This window comes from Granulicella aggregans (genome assembly GCF_014203275.1).
GTDB lineage: Bacteria > Acidobacteriota > Terriglobia > Terriglobales > Acidobacteriaceae > Edaphobacter.
The window spans coordinates 1,102,028-1,124,250 of sequence record NZ_JACHIP010000001.1 but is presented as its reverse complement, the minus strand read 5'-3'; the positions used below and the strand labels follow the sequence as shown (position 1 = coordinate 1,124,250).

Below are 22,223 nucleotides of genomic sequence, written 5' to 3'. Positions count from 1 at the left end.
CTCCTGAACCATCTCTTGGAAGCTTCCGAAGTTCTAGTACGGAAGCGACGGGCGGGAAGTTCAGGGTTGCGTCCAGATATTGTCCCGTAGCCTTAACTGACCGGTTTAAGGGATTTCGTAAGGGTGTCTTCCATGATGGAGTATCCCAGCGCGTTCGGGTGGAGACCGTCCCCCAGGTACGTGGAGTCCTTCCCTGCCATGGGAGTGTAATAGTCGACCAGGAGAAGGTTTCGGGACTTAGCGTAGTCCTTGATCATGGCATTCAGCGTCCGGACCTGAGTGTCGCAGCATGTGATGGGGGTGAGTTCGCAAAGGATCACGTCGATGCCTGCTTGCTTACCCTGCGCGACCATCTTCTGGATGTTGGCCAAGACTCCTGAATAGTCGGGATTCGCCACTCGGACGTCGTTCGCACCCGTGAGAATGACGACTTTAGGCAAGCCGCTTTGGACGACGGCTGTCTGGAATCTTGCTTCGATCTGGGAGGTGGTCTGTCCGGGAATACCGGCGTTGTGCTCCGGCAAGCTCCAGAAGCAGGTGATCGAGTCCCCAAGGAAGACGGTCTCGTCGTTGAAAGATGCAGGCAACTCGTCTGTTCTATGCACTCCGCTCCCACATCCCGCCAAAGGCAGAAGGAACAAGAGACATGCGAGGCTCGTCTTGAATCTGGCCGCACTCGGATCGCGGTGGGGGTGCTTCGCGACGGTGAGCCTGTGCGGGGTTCTCATAGCTCACCAGTTTAGCGTCGAGTACGAGGTAGACATGAGATGGTTGCGCGCCTGACACCATCGCTGGGGTGGCCTCAGATCAGGCGCTCGCTTCCTTTGCCGCTTTCGCTGCCAGCAGTAGCGTAATCCCGTCGATCATCTGCTGCAGGGTCGTCACCTGCTTTGCCTGTTCATCGTCAATCTCGATTTCAAACTCGCCTTCGAGCTCGAAGAGGATGTTGATGCGATCGAGTGAGTCGATTCCCAGCTCTTCGAAGGTGCTGGTGGCGTGGATCGTCTCCACGGGAACCCTGCGGGTAACGGCGATGACCCGGAGAACGCGCTGCTCGACGCTCTCCTGCGGAGCTGACGACACTGGTTGAACGGTCTCGGACAAGTTTCCTCACTGCTGCGTACCGCTGCGGTTCGCGCATCCCGATCATGGATCCGATTGCGGATCGATCGGCGCGACGCAGAGGCCGAATGGGTCTCTCGCTATCTTATCCTCTTCCGCAACCCATCGCGGAGTTGCGTGGTCAATCCGTCATGTAACCCCGGGCGCAGCGAAGGGAGAACATTACTTCCGTTGTAGATGTGACGCCACACGCCAGATCGGGCGTTCAAGGCCGCTGGCAGGGAGGCTTTCATCGCATAACAACTCCAGCGCCGCTTGTAATGGACTTGTCTTGACTCCTTGGTTCGTTACTCAACCCAGCCGGGCGGTTTTCTCGTTGAAAATGCTCATATAAATTGCCCCGAAAAGGGCATCCCCAGTTCTATCTCCGAGCCTCGAAGAAGATTTTTTCTATCTATTCAATTCCTTATAAATCTTGCCGATAGAGCAGTAGAGCCTGGAGAAATCTGCCTCCCGGTCTCTTTTGAATTGGATTGCCGGACGAACGTCTTTTGGGTAACACGTTCGCGTGATTGTAGCCCCCACGGAACCTTCCTATCCTCAATCCAAGCCAGAAGCCGCTCAACGACGACTGGAAAAAACAGGAGAAATAACATGATGAACCTCAAGAACCTGCTCAAGAATCTGGTCAACGACGAGTCCGGCCAGGACCTGATCGAATACGCTCTCGTTGCGGCCCTGGTTGGTCTCGGCGCAGTTGCTTCCATGAAGACCCTCTCAACCGCCATCGGCACCGCATTCGGCACCATCGGCACGACCCTCACCAGCAATGTCTAGAAATCTGGCGTGTTGAGGGAGGGCTGCCCGAGCGTTCGGGTACCTCCCCTTCGCGATGTGCTCCCACCCAACCCGTGGGAGCGAACTCGGCTGCCGGGGAAAACATCCTGGCATTCCTCAACGTTTACGGTCACCTCTCGAATGGAAAGACAACTCCAATGATTCGGATTGACAGCGAACTCGTGTACCCGGCGGCGGCTTCAGTCTGCGCCCTCGTGGGCTCATTCTTCGATGTGAAGAGCCGACGGGTACCCAATCTGCTGACTGGACCTTCGATCGTGTTTGGGTTGCTGCTCCATCTCTCAATGGGTGGCTGGCGTCAGATGGCCATCTCTGCGGCGGCGGGTCTCATCTGCGGTCTGGTCTTCCTGGTCTTTTACCTGGCCGGGGGAATGGGCGCGGGCGACGTCAAGCTCATCACTGCGGTCGGATGTATCTGCGGTCTCCATTACATCGTCGGCCTGCTGGCCTTCACCGCGATCGCCGGTGGAATTATGGCAGCCGCCCTGGCACTCGCCTCGGGACGGGTCAAGCAGACCATCCTCAACGTGGTTGAACTGGTAAGCCATCATCGTAGCGCTGGTCTCACGCCTCATCCAGAGATCAACGTTCTCAACGCATCTACGTTGCGCCTTCCTTATGCACTGGCAATCACGGCAGGATGTGCCTTGACGCTTTACCTGCAGGGGGTGCAGCGCTAAATCATGAATACCAAACGTCTCATCACCGCACTTGCCATCGCTCTCGCGATCTCCGGCATCTTCACCTACTGGCTCAGCCAGAAGTTTTCCAAGCCTCGCGGAAATGCCGCGCTCAGGCACCAGTATGTTGCTGCTGCGCTCAACCTTGAAGCGGGCGAGATGCTCAAGCCTGGCAGCCTCAACCTCATTGATTGGCCCGAGGCGACTCCGCTGACCGGCGCCTTCGCCAAGCCTGAAGAAGTTGAGGGCCGTGTAGTCCTTTATCCGCTCTCGGCAGGCCAGCCAATCCTGGAGCGACAGTTGTCTGCCCCAGGCACCGGACTCGGTCTCACCGTCAAGATTCCCGACGGAATGCGCGCCATCTCGCTCCGTTCTGACGATGTCGTCGGAGTCGCCGGCTTCCTGCTGCCTGGGACCCACGTCGACGTTCTCGTCACGTATCACACCGCCAGCAACAGCGATCCGATTACAACCACGATCCTCCAGGATGTCGAGATTCTCGCGGCGGGACAGAAGTTCCAGCCAGACCCAGAAGGCAAGGCGAACTCGGTGAACGTTGTGACGCTGCTCGTCAAGCCGACGGACGCGGAGCGTGTCGTTCTGGCCAGCTCGCAGGGAATCGTCCACTTTGTTCTGAGAAATGGTCTTGATCGCGAACAGATCAAAGGCTCCTCGATGCAGCTCTCACAGCTGGATGGAAGCGACGCGCCACGCCTGCTTGCGCCGGTCAATTCAGCTCCCCGCATATCCCGGCCCAGTGCTCCGACAAGCTCCGCTTACGCCGTCGAAACGGTCTCGAATGGCAAGCAGAGCGTGGAGACCTTCAAATGAACATCCACCCGCTCTCACCTCGGTTCTATCAACAGATATTGAAGTCGCTCGCGATTATCCTCGCGATGGTCATTGCATTCTGCTCCGCAGCCGGCCAGTCTCGCGCCCAAACTCCGGCGAGGCCCACGGAACTGGCATCAGCGACTACCCCGAGTTCGGTCGCCGCGTTCTCTGAACGGTCGACATCTGGAGACGCCTTTCACGTCATCGTTGGCCACACCATGTTTCTCGATACCGCCGAGCGGGTAAAGCGCGTGTACGTCGCCAATCCCACGGTGGTCGACTCCTACACCGCCAGCCCCCACCAGATTGTGGTGACGGCCAAGGCTCCCGGCATTGGCTCCGTCATCCTCTGGGACGAGTCGGGCAACACTCGCGCGTATCTCTTTTCCTCTGATGTCGATGTGGAGGACCTCGAGGCATCCATCAAGCGCGCACTCCCGCTCGAAGATGTACATGTGCACAGCCGTGAAGCCCACGTTGTTCTCACCGGCACCGTCAGCACGGATGCCAAGGCAGAGGCGGCGGTCAAGCTCGCGAGTATGTACGCCAAAGACGTGTCGAACTCGATCGTGGTCAATCGCGCCCTGGTCAAGCAGGTCACCTTGAAGGTTCGCGTCGTTGAAGTCGATCGCTCCAAGGCAAACCAGTTCGCCTTTAACTTCTTCAGCCAGGGCGGCAGCCTCATCTCGAACACCACGACACAGCAGTTCCAGACGAGCCCGACTTACACTCCACCCACGACGTCGGCCCCAGGCACGCTCACAGTCGCAAACGCCCTCAACTTCCTGCTCTTCAGCTCCAAGCTGAACGTGGGTGCGAGCCTTCAGGATCTTGAGAGCAAGCAGGTGCTGCAGATACTCGCGGAGCCGAGCATCACGACCCTGAGCGGAGAGAAGGCCAACTTCCTTGCGGGCGGCGAGTTTCCCTTTCCGGTCGTGCAAGGCAGCTCCACGGGAGCGACAACCATCACCATCCAGTTCCGTTCCTATGGAGTGAAGCTGGAGTTCACCCCGGTCGTGAACGCGGACGGCACGATTGAGCTCAAGGTCGCTCCCGAAGTGAGCGCACTTGACTACACCAACGCTGTCACCATCAGCGGCTATACCATCCCAGCCATCTCCACGCGGAGAGCGGACACCCAGGTGACCCTGAACAGCGGTCAAAGCTTTGCTATCTCAGGCTTGCTCGATCGTCGGACGACCGACCTCTACAGCCTTACGCCGGGTATCGGGAACGTGCCCATCCTTGGCCAGCTCTTCCGGTCGAAGAGTGTCACTCACTCTGTCGGCGAGCTGATCGTGATCGTTACACCGGAGATCGTGAACCCGCTGAAGGGAGCCGATCCTCTTCCGCCAGAGCCCAAGCCAGTCATTCCGTTCCTGGCTCCAGACAAGTTTGATCAGACGCTGCCGAAGAGCGCGGACGTGCCCGCAGGCAGCAGGTAACAGATTCAAATCGCACGAGGAAGTAACTCAACAAGGGGATCCGCAACGTGACCACGAACAGGCTCAGCACCGGCATACTCACCGCAACGATCGTGACCGTCGGTGCGGGCGAACAGGTCATCCAGACGCTGCTCGACGCCGCCGATAAGATCTCGTGGTCGTTAACCACCGCAGATTTCGAGACCTATGTCTCCGATGAGCGTCGCCCGAACATCAGCCAGCAGTTGAAGATGTCCGAGGTCTGCATCGCTATCGTCGACTACGACCAGGACGCCGAACGCGCCATCGAATCGACCCTCTATCTACAGCAGGTCTTCGGGGGCAAGATCACCATTGTTGCCTTGTCCAAAGACCAGGATACGGAGACAATGCTCCTTGCCATGCGCAACGGGTGCACGGAATTCCTCGCCAGGTCCTTCTCTGAAGACGACGCGATCGACCTCTTCGAACGGCTCACTCACCAGCGCAAGTCGACGCCACTGCGCACCATGACTTCCGGCAAGGTGCTCTCATTCTTCGGCGCCAAGGGTGGAGTAGGAACGACCACTCTTGCTGTGCACCTCGCGCTCTATCTCGTACAGTGCCATCAGAAGAAGACGCTGCTGATCGACAACCGTCCCGAGCTCGGCCACATCTGCGTCTACCTGGGCGTCGACGGCACGCAGTACAACTTCCACGAACTTGTCAGAAACGTCACGCGTCTGGACAGCGAGCTCCTCCATGGATTCACCGCTCGCCATCCGAGTGGACTGGAAGTTCTGTCTTCTCCCGACGTCTGCGGTGGAAGCCGCATGCTTGATTCAGAGTCGGTTACCCGGCTCATCGAGTTCCTCCGCACCGAGTATGAATACATCGTTGTGGACTGCTCCAACACCTTGCAGGAAGCCGATCTTGCGGTTCTCGAGTCGTCCGACGAGATCTACCTCGTCGCTACGCCGGAGATCGGAGCGATCCGCGATCTGTCGCGCTACGTAGACAACCTCGGCCGCATGGACAGCACCACGGAGAAGATGCACGTCGTGATCAACCGCTTCTCTTCACGTTATGCCGTCAGGGTGGAGCAGATCGAGAAGGCGATCCGGCTTCCAATCGCCATCAAGCTTCCCAATAGCTATACCGAACTTGTCCGATCGGTGAACCTGGGAGAGCCAATCGCACCTAACAGGAAGTCTGAGTTCTCGCTCCAGCTCATCAACTGGGTTGCGTCGCTGACCGGAGCAGCAACTGTCGCCGCGCCAGCCGAGCAAAAGAGCAAATCGTTCTTTGGCTTCCTCACCAAGCAACCCAGTTCGTAAACTGAGGCAATTTTTCAATGGCAGACTTAGCAGTTATTCCCGGACAAGGACAGCGCACACAGGCATCCCCGATGCGCGGCTCGCGCGGCGTTCCTGAGAACGTTCAGCAGCAGTTGAAGTCGGCGGTTCACACGGTTCTGATTCAGCGGCTTGACCTGGAGCGCCTCGACGAGATCCAGCAGACACGCGCCGGTCAGCAACAGATCTTTGTCCTAATTCAGCAGATTCTTGGAGAGCAGGGAGTTCCGCTTAGCGCCGTCGAGCGCGACCGCCTCGCGCAGGAAGTTCTCGATGAGGTCTTCGGCCTGGGACCGCTTGAGCCTTTGCTCAACGATCCGACTATCAGCGATATTCTCGTCAATACCTATAACGCCGTTTACATTGAACGGCGCGGCATGTTGGAGAAGACGAACGTCACTTTCAAGGACAATCGTCATCTCCTCCACATCATCGATAAGGTCGTCTCCGCCGTCGGCCGGCGCGTCGATGAATCTTCTCCGATGTGCGACGCCCGCCTCAAAGATGGATCGCGTATTAACGTCATCATCCCGCCACTCGCCGTGGATGGCCCTATTCTCTCCATTCGTCGCTTCGGCAGTACGCCGCTGCAGGCTGAAGATCTTGTCCGCAACCTCATGCTGACACAGCAGATGCTAGAAGCCCTCAAGGGAGCGGTCAAGGCCAGGCTGAACATCATCATCTCCGGAGGTACGGGCTCCGGTAAGACGACGCTGCTCAATGTTCTCTCCGGATTCATCTCGCCGAACGAGCGCATCGTCACCATCGAAGATTCAGCCGAACTGCAGATGAAGCAGGAACATGTCGTTCGGCTTGAGACGCGTCCGCCCAACGTAGAAGGCAAGGGCGCGATTCGTCAGCGCGAGTTGGTCATCAACGCGCTCCGTATGCGTCCCGATCGCATCGTCCTCGGCGAAGTCCGTGGCGAAGAGACGCTCGATATGCTTCAGGCCATGAACACCGGTCACGATGGCTCGATTACGACCATCCACTCCAACACTCCGCGAGACGCCCTGGCCCGCCTCGAGACCATGGCCATGATGAGCGAAGTCCGTCTCGCTGAAAAGGCCGTGCGTGCGCAGATCGCGGCAGCCGTCCACATCATCGTCCAGGTTGCCCGGCAGAGCGATGGTAGCCGTCGTATCACCCACATTACCGAGCTCACCGGTGCATTCAGCGATGTCGTCAGCATGCAGGACATCTTCCTGTTCGAGAAGAAGGGGCTTACCAAAGAAGGAAAGGTAAAGGGAAGGTTCTTTGCCACTGGCGTTGTTCCAAAGTTTGCTGAGAAGTTGATCGCCGCGGGTATGCCACTGCCCCCAGGACTTCTCGACCACTCTGTCGAAATCTGAAAGCGAGTCTTCCTATGCTCCTTCTCTCAGCCTTTCTGTTCATGCTCATCATGATCTTCGTGATCATGGCGGTCTTCGCTGCTCCGACCGCTGAGCAGAAGGCTTTTACAAATCGCCTGGCCGCGATCCGTCGTACGTCTTACGATGGGTCGATATCGGCTGGCGGCGAAGGACTTCTCAAGCCTCTCGCTGAAGGTAACTTCGGTTGGCTTGAGGATATGTTCGAGAACTTCGCCTTCACGGAGCGCCTCCGGCTTCTCCTCCTGCAATCGGACAGCAAGAGTAACTTCGGAACCATGGTGGTCACCAGCTTCGGCCTGGCGTTGGCCGCGTGCTTCTTCACCTACCTCTTTATTCCTATGCTGGTTGTAGCGCTCCTCGCTGCGGGGATTGCAGCGTACTCTCCGTTCCTTGTTCTCGAGATCAAGCGCAAGCGGAAGATCGCCGCCTTCAATCAGCATCTTCCCGACTCCATCGACATGATCGCCCGCTCGCTTCGTGCGGGTCACTCCATGATCGCCGCGATCAGCATCGTTGCGGAACACGCCGTTGCGCCCGTCGGTCCCGAGTTTGCAGAGGTCTTCCGCAAGCAGAACTTCGGCCTCCCCATTCGCGACGCATTGATGGAGCTTCTCGAACGCATCCCTTCGCAGGACATGCGCGTGCTGGCGACAGCGATCCTTGTACAGAAGGATACGGGCGGAAACCTGGCCGAGATCCTCGATCGGACCGTCAAGGTAATCCGGGAACGCCTCCGCATCCAGGGCGAGATCCGCACCCACACGGCGCAGGGTCGCATGACCGGATGGATCCTATGCGCGCTTCCTGTCGTCATGCTGGTTTTGATCAACATGGTCAATCCAGGCTACTCGGACGTTCTTTTCCACGATCCCTTCGGTCGCGAATTGCTCTATGTCGGAATCGTGCTGCTGGCGATTGGCGGGTTTCTGATTCGCGCCATCGTCAATGGGATCGAGGTCTAGCGCTATGTCCAGCGGACTGCCAAACCAAAATCGGAAAGGACGGACTCTCTAGATGGATGTTCTCTTATATCTCGCGATCACATTCACGATCTTCCTTGCGATTGCCCTTCTGTCGGCACCGGTGGTCCTGCGTCCATCTCCGGAGGCGCAACGCATCCTCGAGGTGGTCACCAGCAACCGTGCGGACCGTCGTACCATCCGTGGCAAGGAACTCATCACCGATGGCATCCTCAAGGCGGGTCGGGATCTTCGCGCCAGGCTCGGAATGGCGGAGAACGTCAAGCTGAAGAAGCGACTGTTGGAGGCCGGCCTGCGCGACAAGAGCACGCTGGACATTTTCTTCGCCGTCCAACTCGCATGCCCGCTTCTCGGATGTTTTGCAGGCAGTTTTATCCCCGACAATACTGCTTTCTGGGTATTCGCTCTCGCTGTTGTGGGATATATGGCGCCCGACTTTTGGCTTACAAAGAAGACGAGTAAGCGCCGGCATGTAATTCGTCGCAGCATACCGGACTGTCTCGATCTTCTCGTGATCTGCGTGGACGCTGGACTTGGGCTCGACCAGGCGCTGATCCGGGTAAGCTCGGAGCTCTCGGTAAGCCACCCCGAGATCAACGAGGAGTTGAATCAGGTGAACCTGGAGCAACGGGCCGGCAAGCCACGGCTGGAGGCATGGCAGGGAGTCGCGGAACGCACGCAGATCGAGGAGTTCAAGGCTTTCGTCAGCATGCTCGTCCAGACCGACAAGTTTGGAACACCGATTTTGAAAGCGCTGTCGCAGTTCTCTGAAGAGATTCGTATGAAGAGGAGGCAGCACGCAGAAGAAGCAGCCGCAAAGACGAAGATCAAGATCATCTTCCCACTCGTGCTTTGCATCTTCCCCTGCGTGTTCATCGTACTTCTCGCACCCGCGATTTTGAGCATCATGACCGGGTTCAAGGCGATGGGGCACTAGTTCGTGGTGAATCGTCCCGCACAGTTTCGTACCAGATTATGGAAAGGAGGCCCTAACCATGGATACACCGACACTCATTCGCGTTGCTGCCAGTGTTTTCGCTGCAGTTGTTCTGGCAGTCATCGTTTTCCGCAGAAAGCAGAAGGCCGTCTAATTGTTTTGTTGAGGAGTTCCGATTCATGCGATCGATACGTGTGGTGAACCGGACCCGCAGCACGACAGTGGGGGACAAGATAGAGCTTGCCGATACCTCGCTAACCAGGATGTGGGGCCTTCTTGGCAGAAGTAGTCTGGATGCCGGGGGAGGGTTGTGGATCGCGCCTTCCTCCGGTGTTCACACGATGGGGATGAAATTTCCTATAGACGTTGTTGGCCTCGACCGCAACAAGCGGGTCGTGAAGCTGTGGCACTCTCTTGTGCCGTATCGCATCACGTCAGTCAGCCTGAAGATCAGCAGCGTCATCGAGCTGACCTCGGGCGAAATTCTGCGCGCAGGCATTGAACTCGGCGATGAGCTTGCTGTCGTTGACGCATCTTCTTAGGCTCGACCTGTTCCTGAAGTAATGCCGCTACGTCCTCACGACGAACCCATCTTCATCCAGGCTTGCCGTGGCTTTGGCCCGCGCGGCATGCGACCCCAGCCAGCCTCTCAGCTCCCGGTACACATAGGTCGTCAGAAGTATAGCCAGCGGATCGAGCAGCAGCCTGAATCGGAAGTCCGCGTGGGTCAAATAGTACGGCGCCGGTAGCACCACAAATGGAAGCGCCAGTAGCCAGGCTGCAGAGTTCTTGCGCCAGAAGAGCAGACCCAGTCCGACAGCGCCCATCAGCGAGGTAAAAGCGATGTTCAGCGATAGCAACGAGGATGATTTCGACTCGACGCTGTTCACCCAGAACTTTATGAAGCGCTCCGCAGACAATTTAAGGAAGCGAGGCTTATCAGCCTTGATCGCTGCGATCGCAAGGTCGGATTTCTCGCGCATGTATCCTGTCTCGCCCAGCTCCGCGTAGCGTGCGTATTCCTCATCGCTCGTGTTCGGATGAAGCGCAGCCGTAAATGTGCCATCAGAGCCCGGTCGATTTCCCTGCCAAAGTTCGTACCCCAGGTTCGTACGCAGTGGAATGAACGCATGCAGACGATATGCGTTTCGGATGGGCCATATCGAGAAGATCACGCACCAGGTCAACAATGCTAGTGCCGGACCTCTCATTCGCGAAGTTCCACTCTGCCACGTCATCCAGATTAGTACTGCCGCGAAGGTCAGCAGCAGAGACGGATTAACGAACATCGCAAGGGCGCAGTATGCACCGAAGACTACCCAAGGCAGGTTGTCTCGCCGTTCAACGCAGCGCATCGCTAAAAGAATCACTCCCGTCAGCAGCAGCATGGAGAGCGATGTCTCCCAAAAGAGTATCGGCAGGCAGACCGCGGGCGGACTGATCGCGCAGAGAGCGCCGACGATGTTTGCCGAGGCGCTGCCCAGCAGGCGCTTTGCGATCAGCATCACCGCCAGCACAACCATCACGCCGAAGAGAATTTGCAAGCCAATCAACGCGGCCGCGGCGTGCAGACTGTAGGCTCCGAATAAATGGAAGACCGCTGCCACAAGCAGCGGATACCCAGGGGCAAGAAAGGCACTTGGCCCTGTGGATCCGCAAAACGGCGATGAGTATCCATGACCGGCAAGTAGGGACTGAGCGAGGCAGCCGTACTCTGAGGCCTGGTTGAAGAACCACCATCGGGGGGCGCCCTTCAGCGCAGGAATCACGATCAAGCTGCGCAGCAACAGCGCCAGGCCGAGGATGGCCGAATAGTAGACGCGCCCGGTTTTGTCTTGCCGCACGCTTGGCGCAAGTGATTCGAGCTTCACCAGCTTGACCTCAACATCGGAGTCTTCGCCGGGGCGAGTCGCGGTTCAGAGAACGAATCTTTTCTTGGGCGAACCGCCAACCTACTGAGTTCAACGACCCCATAAGCGCACAGGACAGTCATGATCGGATCGATCACAAGTCTGTAGCGAAACTCGGCATGTGTGATCACGTAGGGAATTGGAAATAGCAACATCGGGATAGCAAATAGCGCCATCAGGTCATAACAGCGACGACGCGCCAAGACGCCAAGAGCCATGAGCCCGAGAAGCGTTGTCGATGTTGCATGCAATGCAAAGAGCAGAGAGCCGTTCCGCGTGCCTGTGCCGCTCCAAAATCGGACAAATCGCCGTGCCGTCAGGGTGATGAACTCGCCTGTATGCGTGGCGATGTATTGCTTCGCCAGCTCTGACTTGTGGGCAGAGTATCCAACCTCGCCGCGCGTCACATAATCGGCGAGCTCCTGCTGGTTGAACATGGGGAAGACGGATTCATCGAGGAAGCCGGTGGCTCCGTCACGGTTACCCATCCACAGCTCTAGCCCCACCGTGGTGCGGAGCGGGACGAATGCGTGAAAGACAAGGGCATTTCTGATGGGCCAGGGGGCGAAGACCAGAACGAAGGTCAACAGCGAGAACAGCGGCCTGTAGGACCGTGTGCCGCGGGTCACGTACGCCAGCCACAACACCGTCCCTACAAGCGATAGCAGGAGGGCAGGATTCGCCAGTGCGCAGAGACCGCAGTAGCCGCCGATCGCGATCCACTGGCCAGGCCCGATATCGGACATGGCGCGATACTTCAGGACGATCGCGAATAATCCAACCAACAGGCAGCAGGAGAGAGAAGTCTCCCAGAGAATCGTCGGCATCCAGACCAAGGGCAGGGAGCAGGCCCAGATAAACCCAGCCAAGGTCGCAGCAGCTTGATTGAAGAGCCTGCGTGCTACATACATGATCAGCCAGATTGTGATGAGGTTCACGATCGTCTGGGCCATGAGGATTATGACAGCCGACGCGAGAGAGTATGCGCCGAAGACTCGGAACACAGCCGCTACGAACAATGGATAGACCGGAGCTACGATTGCAGTCGGGCCGGTAACACCGCCGAACGGTGAACTGAGTCCGTTGCCCGCAAGCAGCGACTTTGCCAACAGGCCCATCTCCATGCCGCGGGTAAAGAGCCACTGCGGAGGATAGCGAGTGACGACAGTCCAGATCACCAGGAGCCGCATCAGGAGCGCCAGCCCGAGCACTGTTACGGTCGGCCCCATATTCAGGCGCGACTCCTCTGCAAGGGCAGGGAAGGCGTCGTCTTCATGGAGTTGGTGCATGACAGTCCTTTACTCCAAGCCTAAGAGCCGCGCGGCTCTCAAACCATCGGACTAAAGTGGGATGTCGCGCCAGAAGGCAGCTTCTGGCTTCGGCCGGCTGGATGAGCTTAGAGGCCGTCGACGGAGCTGTCGGAGTTAACTGGTCCTCGCGGCGCAGCCGTAGCGCTGATCGTTAGCGTGTCCACTGGCGCGCGGGGCGGAGCGGGAGCGGGTTGTGGGCGCGCGACGACCGCCGGCTTCACGACTTGGCGGGGCTCGGGTAAAGGGTGGGGAGTTGCGATTCGACTGACAACCGATACGCTCATGATTAAGAACCTCTAACGGTTCTATCGGCGCAGAGATTTTGCACACGAATCTTCTGGACGTGACGTTTTGGTTATCTACATTGACCTTCAGGTGAGCCGTTTGCGCTATGCCGTCAGATCGCTTCCCTTCGTCTCCTGGATAAGCATGAGCCCAATGAGGGTCAATATCGCCGACGTTGTCAGGTAGTAGCCGACATAGGGCAAGCCGTGATTCGTTGCCAGCCAGGTTGCGGCGTATGGAGCGAGCGACGCGCCAAGGATGCCGGCAAGGCTGAACGCCAGGGAACTTCCCGTGTAGCGGACGGGAGTGGGAAACAACTCCGAGACGATCGTTCCGAGTGGGCCATAGGTCATGCCCATCAGCGCCAGGCCGAGCGCCAGCATCGCGGTTGCTCCAATGATGCCAGACGAGAACATGGGGGCGAACGCGAAGCCGAATAGCGCGATCGCGATGGTTACGCCCATCATGAGCGGCTTGCGTCCGCGCTCGGCAAGCAGGGCGGAGATCGGTATCGTTGCCGCGAAGAAGAGAATCCCGAACAGCTGGATCTGGAGAAAGGTTGCACGAGGGTAGTGCAGCGCTGTCGTGCCCCATGAGAGAGCGAAGACAGTCATCAGGTAAAAGAGCACGAAGGTTGCCAGGCAAACCAGGACGCCGGCGCAGAGTTCGCGGAGATGATTGCGAAGCACGGAGAACATGGGCACGCCGGTCTTTTCACCACGCTTCTGGGCTGCCTCGAAGACGGGCGTCTCGGTGATCGTCAGCCGGACGTAGAGCCCCAAAAGCACGAGCACAGCGCTCGCCAGGAAAGGAAGTCGCCACCCAAAGCTGAAGAACTGTGCGTCGGTGAGCCAGCGCGAGAGCAGAAGGAATGTTCCGCCCGACAGCAGAAATCCGATAGGAGCTCCAAGCTGCGGGAACATCCCATAGAGAGCCCGTTTGTTCGGCGGAGCGTTCTCGACCGCCAGCAGGACGGCTCCGCCCCATTCGCCGCCAAGCCCGATGCCTTGCCCGAACCGGCAAAGCGCCAGCAGCAACGGAGCGATGATGCCGATCGCCGCATACGACGGCAGCACGCCGATCGCGAAGGTTGATAATCCCATGGTCGACAGAGCCAGCACCAGCGTCTTCTTGCGTCCGATGCGGTCGCCGAAGTGACCGAAGACGGCTGAGCCGATAGGCCTCGCAATAAACGCAATTCCGAAGGTCGCCAGCGATGCCAGCGTCGAGGACGCGGGGTCGGACTTGGGGAAGAAGAGCTTCGGGAAGACAAGCACTGCAGCAGTCGCGTAGATGTAGAAGTCGAAGAATTCGACCGTCGTTCCGACCAGGCTGGCGAAGAGTACCTGCCGCGGCGTATTCAGAGGCTTCTGCAAATTCTGCACATTCATGATTAAGGTTTGATTCTAGCGAACGGGCCGCCGATTCTGCTTCGCGGTGCTTTGTCTACTCGGCCACACTTGATCGGCGCACCATCAGCCTGGGCTCCAGCAGCACCGTTTGAGCCAAAGACAGCGGCGACTCTGCAAGTTGCGACGCCAGATTTGCCGCAGCGACTCCAAGGCGTTCTGTCCCATGGTCGATCGACGTTAGCGGGACCTTCAGATACTCCGCATAGCGCAGGTTGCCGCAGCCCACAAAGGCGATGTCCTCCGGGATGCGAAGCCCCGCCTGCATGGCTGCCTTCATCGCTCCAAGTGCGGAGAGGTCGTTATAGCAAAAGACCGCGTCCGGCCGCGCTCCCTGCGATAGAAGCTCCTGCATGGCGTAGTACCCAACGGAGTCGCCGCTCTCTTCGATCCGATCGCGCGTGACAACAAAGTTTGCCGGTACCTTGATCTTCGCGGCCGCCATGGCCTTGCGATACCCCGCCTGCCGATCTACTGCGGGACTCATCCCCTGGCCGCCAATGTGGGCCACATGTTTGCGGCCCAGAGAGATAAGGTGTCGCGTCCCCATCTCGCCTACTTGTACGTCATCTGATCCGACAAAGCTCGCCCCAATCTTGGTGAAGTTCCGGTCGATCAGCAGCAGCGGCCTTGCGCCGTCTCCGAAGAAGAGCGACTCGCTCTCGAGCGTCTGGCATGAGGCAACCAGCAGTACGTCTACTCCGCGATTGAGCAGTGTGCGAATCTCCTGCACTTCGATCTCGGGATCTTCTTCGGACGATGCCAGCATCAAGCCCAGACCGGATGCACGAAGCGCTCCGCCCAGGGACTTCGCAAACTCTCCGAAGAAGGGATGCACCAGGTCCGGCACGACCAAGCCGGCCGTGAAAGATCGCCCGCCCGCCAGTCCGCGCGCCTGCATGTTGGGCTGGTAGTTCAACTCGCGCACCCGCTTCAGCACGCGCGCCCTGGTCTTTTCGCCGATCTCGGGATTGCCCCGCAGGACCTTCGACACGGTTACGGTCGAGACCCCAAGATCCTTGGCAATGTCCTTCAGCCTTACTGCTGCCATTCAATCTCCCCTTAGCTGAAGCGCGTCTGCCGCCACAATGCCCATCCACCGCCCACCAGCGCGATGGCCAGCAAGCCTGTTAGCACTGCCACCCAGCGCAGATTCATGGCCAGTGGAGGCACCACGGCGTTGACGGCCAGCCATACGAATAATCCTGTAGCTGCCAATACGATCGCATAGTCCCACCAGCGGCGGCGTTCGCTGCGACTGCCAAACTCATCGCCGCTTTGCGCCTGCAACACCTCGCGATAGTTCAATCCGTAGCGATCGCACTCGCGCTCAAGCACTTCGTTGCGAGATGTATGCTCCCGCGCCGACGCGACTGCGGTGCTGATCGCCAGTGCACCCAAAATCATCAGGAACGAGCCGCCCAGCACCAGCAGCAAGTGTGCTCGATTCGCGGATGCAAGTTCGCCGAAAACCAGCGCTCCCCATGCGAGGCCCCATAGCTGGTTCGTATTCGAGAGCGGAATGCCGCGTCCGATCCCTAGGTACTTCGTCGCGAACTGCTGAAAGAGGTCGCCGACGACCCACACGAAGCCGCCCAGGAACAACCAGAACAGCAGTTGTTTGCTGTGCATCAACTGGAACGCCGAGGAGTGTGCTCCGCCGTCCAGCGTCCAGGTCAGAGCGAACATCGTGCCGAGCTCTCCTACCGTGAATGCGGTCACAAAGGAGAGCGGATTCATTCCGCTCAGGTATGCCTTGCGGTAAGGCACATACATCGTGCCCCAAAGCAGGCTGGCTCCGGCAGCCGCCATCAGTCCTTGCGCCGCGTGAGGCGCAGCCGATGCCCCGCCCTGAATCGTACTGAAGCCGAGCATGATTGCGGCAATGACGATGCACGTGGTCCCGGCGAGAACCTTCAGGCTGTTCTTTGTGCCCGCGCCCTTCAACTCGCCAAACAAGAGCCGACCCCAGAGGAGGCCGATCAGCGAGTTCGTATTCCATAAGGGGAACGCCGTCGCCAGGCCCACATCGCGGATTGCGAAGACGGTGAGCGTGTTCGCGACCGCCCACAACGCTCCAGCGAGAATCGCCCAGGCGATCAGGTGCTTCTTAGCCGTGAGATCAGCGAAGACGTAGCTCGTTCCTTTCAATAGGGTCGGAAATGTCCAACGAGCGGTGAACACTCCGGCGACCATGCAGAGCGATATCGCGAATGGTGAGAACCCCGCGTTGACCAGCTTCGTGGGCGCCTCGGCGGCACCAAGCCAGACGCCCGCAGCCAGCCCGCAAACCACCCCCATCACATGCAGCGACCTGACTGAAGCTATCGCACGACCTGTCACCGCTGTACCGCTTGCCGCCATCTACTCTCCCACTTCGTCCGCTCTGCGTTATCTTTCAACGGCGTGTCTATCGCAGCCACAGGAGCAGCGCGATACCGGCGGCCAGCGCCAGCGCCGGGACCCAGAACTGCACATCCGTAAGGATGGCCTTAATCGTCTGCAATCCACTCATAGGAAAAATCTTACCCCGTCGTTGAACACTGTATGTGTCTTCGCTTTGCGTTACCGATTACGCGAATGACACTAGATTGGAGCTGTCGAAGCTGTCAAGGGAGGAAAAGGGTACGGGGAAAGTTCCCTATTCAATGGCAGTAATCTATACAGCCCTCAACCGTCTCTGATATAAGTTAGCGGTAACTTTATGGGCTCGTTCCAGTCGTGCGACGGCCCGAGTCTTTCCAAGGAGATCCTTTATGAGCGTAGCCACCGTTCTTTCCGACCAGCCGTTGCAGGATCTCGACGAGTGGGATGACTTTCTCGAGGGCCGCTACAAAGAGGGTAAGAGCGAAGAGGAATTCCGCGTATACGACGCGACCGCAACCCCAGGCGTCGCCGAGTTCTATCGTCAGAACCACGAGAACATGACGGTCGATTACGTTCTCGGTAAAGAGACGGAGTACTTCTCGCTCGCAAAGGGACAGAAGACCATCTGGGGGGCGGCGGATTTCCTCAATACGCTAGTCGACGACAGCGACCCGGACACCGACCTCACCCAGATCGAGCACCTGCTCCAGACCTCCGAAGCCATGCGCCGCGACGAATGCCCGCGCTGGATGATCCTGACCGGTTTCATTCACGATCTCGGCAAGTGTCTCTGCCTCTACGGCGAGCCGCAGTGGGGCGTCGTGGGCGACACCTTCCCGGTCGGCTGCGCCTGGTCGAAGGACATTGTCTTCCCCGAGTACTTCGCGAAGAACCCAGATCGGCATATTGCCAAGTATCAGACGAAATACGGCATCTATGAGCCGAACTGCGGACTCGAAAATGTCCACATGTCCTTCGGACACGACGGCTATATCGCTGAGGTGATGAAGCCCTACCTGCGCGACGAGTCGCTCTACATGCTTCGCTTCCACTCGTTCTATCCGTGGCACAAGCACGGTGCTTACGACCATCTCTGCACGGACAAGGACCGGTCGATGCTGGAGTGGGTGCTGAAGTTCAACCAGTACGATCTCTACTCCAAGGGACATACCAAGCCGAATCTGGCGGAGCTGAAACCCTACTACGACGACCTCTTCGCCGAGTTCCTGCCGCCTACCCTGGCCTGGTAGCTCACGCGCGAAGTACATCCCGCCGGGGCCGAAACAAGTTTTTCCCACTCCAATGCCCGATCTGTTCATCACAGATCGGGCATTGCTGTTTTTGGCCGCGATGAGCCGCAGTCTCCGGAATTGGCAATTACTAATCCTTCCCGCCCCATCTTTGGCTACGTCCTTGCTCCCTTACACAACGCACTGGGCCAGATGGAGAGCCTGATACCGAGACGTGCATCTGGCCTACGCTCTTTTGTGCGCAGGTCGTCTTTGAGCCGGGCTCTCGCTGTGTTTCGGAGCATTGAAGATTGGAACGCCTATGAGCTTGACCGTTCACCGTGAGAAAAGGCGCAGCGCTTTGAATTGGGCGCTGAGCGCGTTTCTGGTTCTTCTCGCAACCCTCACGCTTACCCCGAAGGGGTTCGCATCGACGATGTGCTCCGCAAACGTAACGATCGGAGGCGTGGGTGCCAGCTATGCGCAGGTCTTCGACGTGTTTCAAAGTGGTGCCTGCGACGACGATGGTTATGGTTTATTTCAAGGCTCGAATGTGAACGTCTACGTGACGCCCGCGTTCGGATCCTCGGGGCCGGCCACCGCCACGGGGTCCGCCGGAAACACCTATATTCTGCAATGGAACGCTCTTAATGATACTTACGGGATTGAGCTGAGCAACCAGATCGCCTCCGGCCCAGAGGTCCTCACCTTCAGCTATTACTACGACAATGGCAGCGGCAACGGAATGACCAATGCCGTCTTTACTGTCATTCTGAGCGTTCCGCTCCACCAGGCACCCGGTGCCCCGCCTATTGGAACCGCGACCGCCGGCAATGGTCAGGCCTCGGTCGCGTTTACCGCTCCGGCATCGAACGGTGGATCGGCGATCACGGGCTACACCGTCACTTCATCGCCGGGCGGACTGACCGGCACTGGTAGCGCATCGCCCATCACCGTCACCGGGTTGACCAATGGAACCGCCTATACGTTTACGGTCACGGCGACCAATGCAATCGGCACCAGCACGGCCTCGGCGGCGTCGAACTCGGTGACGCCAGCTACAGTCCCCGGTGCGCCGACCGTCGGGACAGCGACTCGAGGCAATGCCTCGGCCTCGGTTGCGTTTACTGCCCCGGCATCGAATGGCGGCTCGGCGATTACGGGCTACACCGCCACCTCCTCTCCGGGTGGACTGACCGGCACCGGCACTGCATCTCCGATAACCGTTTCGGGACTTGCGAATGGCACAGCGTACACCTTCAGCGTTACCGCGACCAACGCAGCGGGCACCAGCACAGCGTCGGCCGCGTCGAACTCGGTCACTCCGGCCACAGCTCCGGGAGCGCCGACTATCGGGACGGCAACTCCGGGGAACGCGCAGGCGTCGGTTGCGTTCACCGCCCCGGCGTCGAACGGAGGCTCGGCGATTACCAGTTACACGGTTACCTCGTCGCCGGGTGGCTTCACGGGAACTGGCACTACCCCTCCCATCGTAGTTTCTGGCCTGACGAACGGGACAGCGTACACCTTCACGGTGACGGCTACGAACGCGCTCGGCACCAGCGCTTCGTCTTCCACCTCAAACTCCGTGACAGCCGCCTCGGTTCCCGGCGCGCCAACCATTGGCACTGCAACTCGAGGCAGTACCTCGGCCTCGGTCGCCTTCACCGCGCCTGCCTCGAACGGTGGCTCGGCGATCACGAGTTATACGGCCACCTCATCACCCGGTGGCTTCACCGGGACCGGCTCGGCTTCTCCAGTTACGGTTACCGGACTGACGAATGGGACAGCTTACACATTCACGGTGACAGCAACAAATACTACGGGTACCGGCGCAGCCTCGGCTGCTTCGAACTCGGTGACTCCAGCCACGGTCCCGGGAGCGGCCACCATCGGAACAGCCACCGCGGGCAACGCACAGGCGAGTGTCACCTTTACGGCTCCGGGTTCGAATGGCGGAACAGCGATTACGAGCTATACGGTCACCTCTACACCCGGCAGCCTCACCGGAACCGGAGCGTCTTCGCCGATCACCGTCACCGGTCTAACGAATGGAACGGCGTACACGTTTAAGGTGACTGCCACCAATGCCGTTGGAACAGGAACAGCCTCAGGGGCGTCAAACTCCATCACTCCGGCGACGGTTCCAGGCACGCCGACGGTTGGGACAGCGACGGGAGGTAATGGACAGGCTTCGGTCGTCTTCACCGCTCCCGCGTCGAATGGCGGTTCGGCGATCACGAGCTATACGGCGACCTCGTCGCCGGGTGGGTTTACCGGCACGGGGGCCACTTCTCCGATCGTCGTGTCGGGACTAACCAACGGGACTACATATTCCTTTACGGTCACCGCGACGAACTCCGTCGGCACGGGCACGGCTTCCAGTCCATCCAACTCGGTGACAGCCGCTACGGTTCCGGGCACGCCCACGGGCGGCACTGCCACCGTGGGCAACGGACAGGTCTCTGTTGCCTTTACTGCTCCCGCATCGAATGGCGGTTCGGCGATTACCAGCTATACGGTGACATCCTCCCCGGGTGGCATCACCGCAGCGGGTAGCTCTTCTCCCATCATTGTCACGGGCCTCACGAATGGGACCGCCTACACCTTCTCCGTTACGGCGACCAACGCCGCTGGGACGGGTACAGGGTCTGCGCCTTCGAACTCCGTTACCGCGGCGAGCGCACCTGGCACGCCCACTATTGGGACGGCCACGGCCAGCAATGGACAGGTCTCGGTCGCGTTCACTCCACCAGCGTCAAATGGCGGTTCAGCAATTACCAGCTACACCGTAACCTCTTCGCCCGGCGGGATCACTGCGACTGGAAGCTCCTCGCCGGTAGTCTTTACCGGCCTGACCAGCGGCACGATGTACACCTTCACCGTGACTGCGACGAACGCGGTGGGTACCAGCGCGGCGTCAGCGCCTTCGAACTCGGTGACGGCGGCGACAGTTCCCGGCACGCCTACCGTGGGTTCGGCTACGGCAGGTAACGGACAGGCGTCGGTCACCTTCACTCCTCCGGCGTCGAATGGCGGTTCGGCGATCACGAGCTATACGGTGACCTCTTCTCCGGGTGGACTTATCGGGACGGGAAGCTCCTCTCCCATCGTCGTGTCGGGCTTGACCAACGGGACTTCCTATACCTTCACCGTAACCGCAACGAATGCGGTGGGGACTGGCGCATCCTCGGCAGCTTCGAACTCGGTAACGGCCTCGACTGTTCCCGGCACGCCGACGGTCGGTACTGCGACCGGAGGCAACGGGCAAGCCTCGGTCGCGTTCACTGCACCGGCCTCGAATGGAGGCTCAGCGATTACCGGCTACACGGTGACTTCATCGCCCGGCGGCTTCACTGGAACAGGTGCCTCGTCGCCCATCACGGTCTCCGGACTGACCAACGGCACGGCCTACACCTTCACGGTCACCGCAACCAACGCTGTCGGCACGAGCGCGTCCTCTACGGCTTCTAACTCGGTGACCGCCGCAACCGTTCCCGGCACGCCGACGGTAGGTACAGCCACGGCTGGCAACGGGCAGGTCTCCGTCGCCTTCACGCCACCTGCTTCCAATGGTGGATCGGCGATCACCAGCTACACCGTCACCTCGTCGCCCGGCGGAGTCACGGCTACCGGCACCTCCTCTCCGATCGTCGTCACCGGTCTGACCAATGGCACGATGTACACCTTCTCGGTGACCGCGACGAATGCGGTTGGGACAGGCGCCGGGTCTGCGCCTTCGAACTCGGTGACGGCGACGAGCGCTCCGGGCGCACCGACCGTAGGCGCGGCGACTGTAGGTAACGGGCAGGTCTCGGTTGCCTTCACTCCGCCTGCATCGAATGGCGGATCGCCGGTCACCGGCTACACCATCACCTCATCTCCTGGTGGCATCACGGCTACCGGCACCTCCTCTCCAGTGGTGGTCACGGGCCTGACCAGCGGCACAGCGTACACCTTCTCCGTGACCGCGACCAATGCGGTGGGAACGAGCGCGTCCTCTGGCTCTTCGAACTCCGTAACCGCCGCGACCGTTCCCGGAACTCCCACAGTGGGAACCGCCACGGGAGGCAACGGACAGGCCTCGGTCGCCTTCACGCCTCCTGCGTCGAATGGCGGAACGGCGATCACGAGCTATACGGTGACCTCCTCGCCGGGTGGCTTCACAGGCACCGGACCTCCTCGCCGGTCATCGTCTCCGGCCTGACCAACGGCACGGCTTACACCTTCA

General features: G+C 59.3%; 20 protein-coding genes. 11 read left to right on the top strand and 9 right to left on the bottom strand.

Features of this window, described 5'->3' with window-relative positions:
* Positions 1–92: 92 nt before the first annotated feature.
* Positions 93–605, bottom strand: a complete 513-nt coding sequence (locus HDF16_RS04795; RefSeq protein ID WP_221312479.1) for a GDSL-type esterase/lipase family protein — start codon at positions 603–605, stop codon at positions 93–95.
* Between the two features lie 202 nt (positions 606–807).
* Positions 808–1,104 (bottom strand): acyl carrier protein, encoded by a 297-nt coding sequence (locus HDF16_RS04790; protein ID WP_221312478.1) that lies wholly within the window; start codon positions 1,102–1,104, stop codon positions 808–810.
* A 612-nt stretch (positions 1,105–1,716) separates the two neighbouring features.
* Between HDF16_RS04790 and HDF16_RS04785 the strand changes: the two genes are divergently transcribed.
* From HDF16_RS04785 to HDF16_RS04745, 9 genes are all read left to right on the top strand, one after another.
* Positions 1,717–1,899, top strand: coding sequence for a Flp family type IVb pilin (locus HDF16_RS04785; RefSeq protein WP_184213956.1), 183 nt, complete (start codon positions 1,717–1,719; stop codon positions 1,897–1,899).
* Positions 1,900–2,057: 158 nt separating this feature from the next.
* Positions 2,058–2,600, top strand: coding sequence for an A24 family peptidase (locus tag HDF16_RS04780; RefSeq protein WP_184213955.1), 543 nt, complete (start codon positions 2,058–2,060; stop codon positions 2,598–2,600).
* Positions 2,601–2,603: 3 nt separating this feature from the next.
* Positions 2,604–3,431 (top strand): Flp pilus assembly protein CpaB, encoded by an 828-nt coding sequence (gene cpaB, locus HDF16_RS04775; RefSeq protein ID WP_184213954.1) that lies wholly within the window; start codon positions 2,604–2,606, stop codon positions 3,429–3,431.
* Positions 3,428–4,879 carry a type II and III secretion system protein family protein gene (locus HDF16_RS04770; RefSeq protein WP_184213953.1) on the top strand — a complete coding sequence of 484 codons (1,452 nt, stop codon included), beginning with the start codon at positions 3,428–3,430 and terminating at the stop codon, positions 4,877–4,879. Before cpaB ends, HDF16_RS04770 begins: the two co-directional genes overlap by 4 nt.
* A gap of 47 nt (positions 4,880–4,926) precedes the next feature.
* Positions 4,927–6,174, top strand: a complete 1,248-nt coding sequence (locus HDF16_RS31530) for an AAA family ATPase (RefSeq protein ID WP_184213952.1) — start codon at positions 4,927–4,929, stop codon at positions 6,172–6,174.
* A 17-nt stretch (positions 6,175–6,191) separates the two neighbouring features.
* Positions 6,192–7,544 (top strand): CpaF family protein, encoded by a 1,353-nt coding sequence (locus HDF16_RS04760; RefSeq protein ID WP_184213951.1) that lies wholly within the window; start codon positions 6,192–6,194, stop codon positions 7,542–7,544.
* A gap of 14 nt (positions 7,545–7,558) precedes the next feature.
* The gene (locus HDF16_RS04755; protein WP_184213950.1) at positions 7,559–8,527 is read left to right on the top strand and encodes a type II secretion system F family protein; all 969 of its coding nucleotides are present in this window, start codon (positions 7,559–7,561) and stop codon (positions 8,525–8,527) included.
* A gap of 52 nt (positions 8,528–8,579) precedes the next feature.
* Positions 8,580–9,482 (top strand): type II secretion system F family protein, encoded by a 903-nt coding sequence (locus HDF16_RS04750; RefSeq protein ID WP_184213949.1) that lies wholly within the window; start codon positions 8,580–8,582, stop codon positions 9,480–9,482.
* A 179-nt stretch (positions 9,483–9,661) separates the two neighbouring features.
* A complete protein-coding gene (locus HDF16_RS04745; RefSeq protein WP_184213948.1) occupies positions 9,662–10,024 on the top strand; it encodes a DUF192 domain-containing protein in 363 nt (120 codons plus the stop codon).
* Between the two features lie 27 nt (positions 10,025–10,051).
* Here the strand turns inward: HDF16_RS04745 and HDF16_RS04740 are convergent, their stop codons facing one another.
* From HDF16_RS04740 to HDF16_RS04710, 7 genes are all read right to left on the bottom strand, one after another.
* Positions 10,052–11,353 carry a glycosyltransferase family 39 protein gene (locus tag HDF16_RS04740; protein ID WP_184213947.1) on the bottom strand — a complete coding sequence of 434 codons (1,302 nt, stop codon included), beginning with the start codon at positions 11,351–11,353 and terminating at the stop codon, positions 10,052–10,054.
* The gene (locus HDF16_RS04735) at positions 11,350–12,681 is read right to left on the bottom strand and encodes an ArnT family glycosyltransferase (protein WP_184213946.1); all 1,332 of its coding nucleotides are present in this window, start codon (positions 12,679–12,681) and stop codon (positions 11,350–11,352) included. The genes HDF16_RS04740 and HDF16_RS04735 overlap by 4 nt, the downstream gene beginning before the upstream one ends.
* A gap of 107 nt (positions 12,682–12,788) precedes the next feature.
* Positions 12,789–12,986, bottom strand: coding sequence for a hypothetical protein (locus HDF16_RS04730; RefSeq protein WP_184213945.1), 198 nt, complete (start codon positions 12,984–12,986; stop codon positions 12,789–12,791).
* A gap of 105 nt (positions 12,987–13,091) precedes the next feature.
* Entirely contained in the window at positions 13,092–14,378 is a 1,287-nt protein-coding gene (locus HDF16_RS04725) for an MFS transporter (RefSeq protein ID WP_184213944.1), read from the bottom strand.
* Positions 14,379–14,433: 55 nt separating this feature from the next.
* Complete coding sequence (locus tag HDF16_RS04720; protein WP_184213943.1) at positions 14,434–15,447, bottom strand: LacI family DNA-binding transcriptional regulator; 1,014 nt, start codon at positions 15,445–15,447, stop codon at positions 14,434–14,436.
* Between the two features lie 11 nt (positions 15,448–15,458).
* Positions 15,459–16,760 (bottom strand): GRP family sugar transporter, encoded by a 1,302-nt coding sequence (locus tag HDF16_RS04715; protein WP_184213942.1) that lies wholly within the window; start codon positions 16,758–16,760, stop codon positions 15,459–15,461.
* 46 nt (positions 16,761–16,806) lie between these two features.
* Entirely contained in the window at positions 16,807–16,911 is a 105-nt protein-coding gene (locus tag HDF16_RS04710; RefSeq protein WP_184213941.1) for a translocated intimin receptor Tir, read from the bottom strand.
* A 241-nt stretch (positions 16,912–17,152) separates the two neighbouring features.
* Here HDF16_RS04710 and HDF16_RS04705 point away from each other — a divergent pair, with 241 nt between their 5' ends.
* Complete coding sequence (locus tag HDF16_RS04705) at positions 17,153–18,013, top strand: inositol oxygenase family protein (protein WP_184213940.1); 861 nt, start codon at positions 17,153–17,155, stop codon at positions 18,011–18,013.
* Positions 18,014–18,314: 301 nt separating this feature from the next.
* Positions 18,315–22,199 carry a beta strand repeat-containing protein gene (locus tag HDF16_RS04700; RefSeq protein WP_184213939.1) on the top strand — a complete coding sequence of 1,295 codons (3,885 nt, stop codon included), beginning with the start codon at positions 18,315–18,317 and terminating at the stop codon, positions 22,197–22,199.
* Positions 22,200–22,223: the final 24 nt, after the last annotated feature.

What these genes read in the sequence shown, in the direction of transcription:
- HDF16_RS04785 (WP_184213956.1), top strand. Translation starts at nt 1,717, where the DNA reads ATGATGAACCTCAAGAACCTGCTCAAGAATCTGGTCAACGACGAGTCC.
- HDF16_RS04780 (WP_184213955.1), top strand. Translation starts at nt 2,058, where the DNA reads ATGATTCGGATTGACAGCGAACTCGTGTACCCGGCGGCGGCTTCAGTC.
- cpaB (WP_184213954.1), top strand. Translation starts at nt 2,604, where the DNA reads ATGAATACCAAACGTCTCATCACCGCACTTGCCATCGCTCTCGCGATC.
- HDF16_RS04770 (WP_184213953.1), top strand. Translation starts at nt 3,428, where the DNA reads ATGAACATCCACCCGCTCTCACCTCGGTTCTATCAACAGATATTGAAG.
- HDF16_RS04760 (WP_184213951.1), top strand. Translation starts at nt 6,192, where the DNA reads ATGGCAGACTTAGCAGTTATTCCCGGACAAGGACAGCGCACACAGGCA.
- HDF16_RS04755 (WP_184213950.1), top strand. Translation starts at nt 7,559, where the DNA reads ATGCTCCTTCTCTCAGCCTTTCTGTTCATGCTCATCATGATCTTCGTG.
- HDF16_RS04750 (WP_184213949.1), top strand. Translation starts at nt 8,580, where the DNA reads ATGGATGTTCTCTTATATCTCGCGATCACATTCACGATCTTCCTTGCG.
- HDF16_RS04745 (WP_184213948.1), top strand. Translation starts at nt 9,662, where the DNA reads ATGCGATCGATACGTGTGGTGAACCGGACCCGCAGCACGACAGTGGGG.
- HDF16_RS04735 (WP_184213946.1), bottom strand. Translation starts at nt 12,681, where the DNA reads ATGCACCAACTCCATGAAGACGACGCCTTCCCTGCCCTTGCAGAGGAG.
- HDF16_RS04730 (WP_184213945.1), bottom strand. Translation starts at nt 12,986, where the DNA reads ATGAGCGTATCGGTTGTCAGTCGAATCGCAACTCCCCACCCTTTACCC.
- HDF16_RS04725 (WP_184213944.1), bottom strand. Translation starts at nt 14,378, where the DNA reads ATGAATGTGCAGAATTTGCAGAAGCCTCTGAATACGCCGCGGCAGGTA.
- HDF16_RS04720 (WP_184213943.1), bottom strand. Translation starts at nt 15,447, where the DNA reads ATGGCAGCAGTAAGGCTGAAGGACATTGCCAAGGATCTTGGGGTCTCG.
- HDF16_RS04715 (WP_184213942.1), bottom strand. Translation starts at nt 16,760, where the DNA reads ATGGCGGCAAGCGGTACAGCGGTGACAGGTCGTGCGATAGCTTCAGTC.
- HDF16_RS04710 (WP_184213941.1), bottom strand. Translation starts at nt 16,911, where the DNA reads ATGAGTGGATTGCAGACGATTAAGGCCATCCTTACGGATGTGCAGTTC.
- HDF16_RS04705 (WP_184213940.1), top strand. Translation starts at nt 17,153, where the DNA reads ATGAGCGTAGCCACCGTTCTTTCCGACCAGCCGTTGCAGGATCTCGAC.
- HDF16_RS04700 (WP_184213939.1), top strand. Translation starts at nt 18,315, where the DNA reads ATGAGCTTGACCGTTCACCGTGAGAAAAGGCGCAGCGCTTTGAATTGG.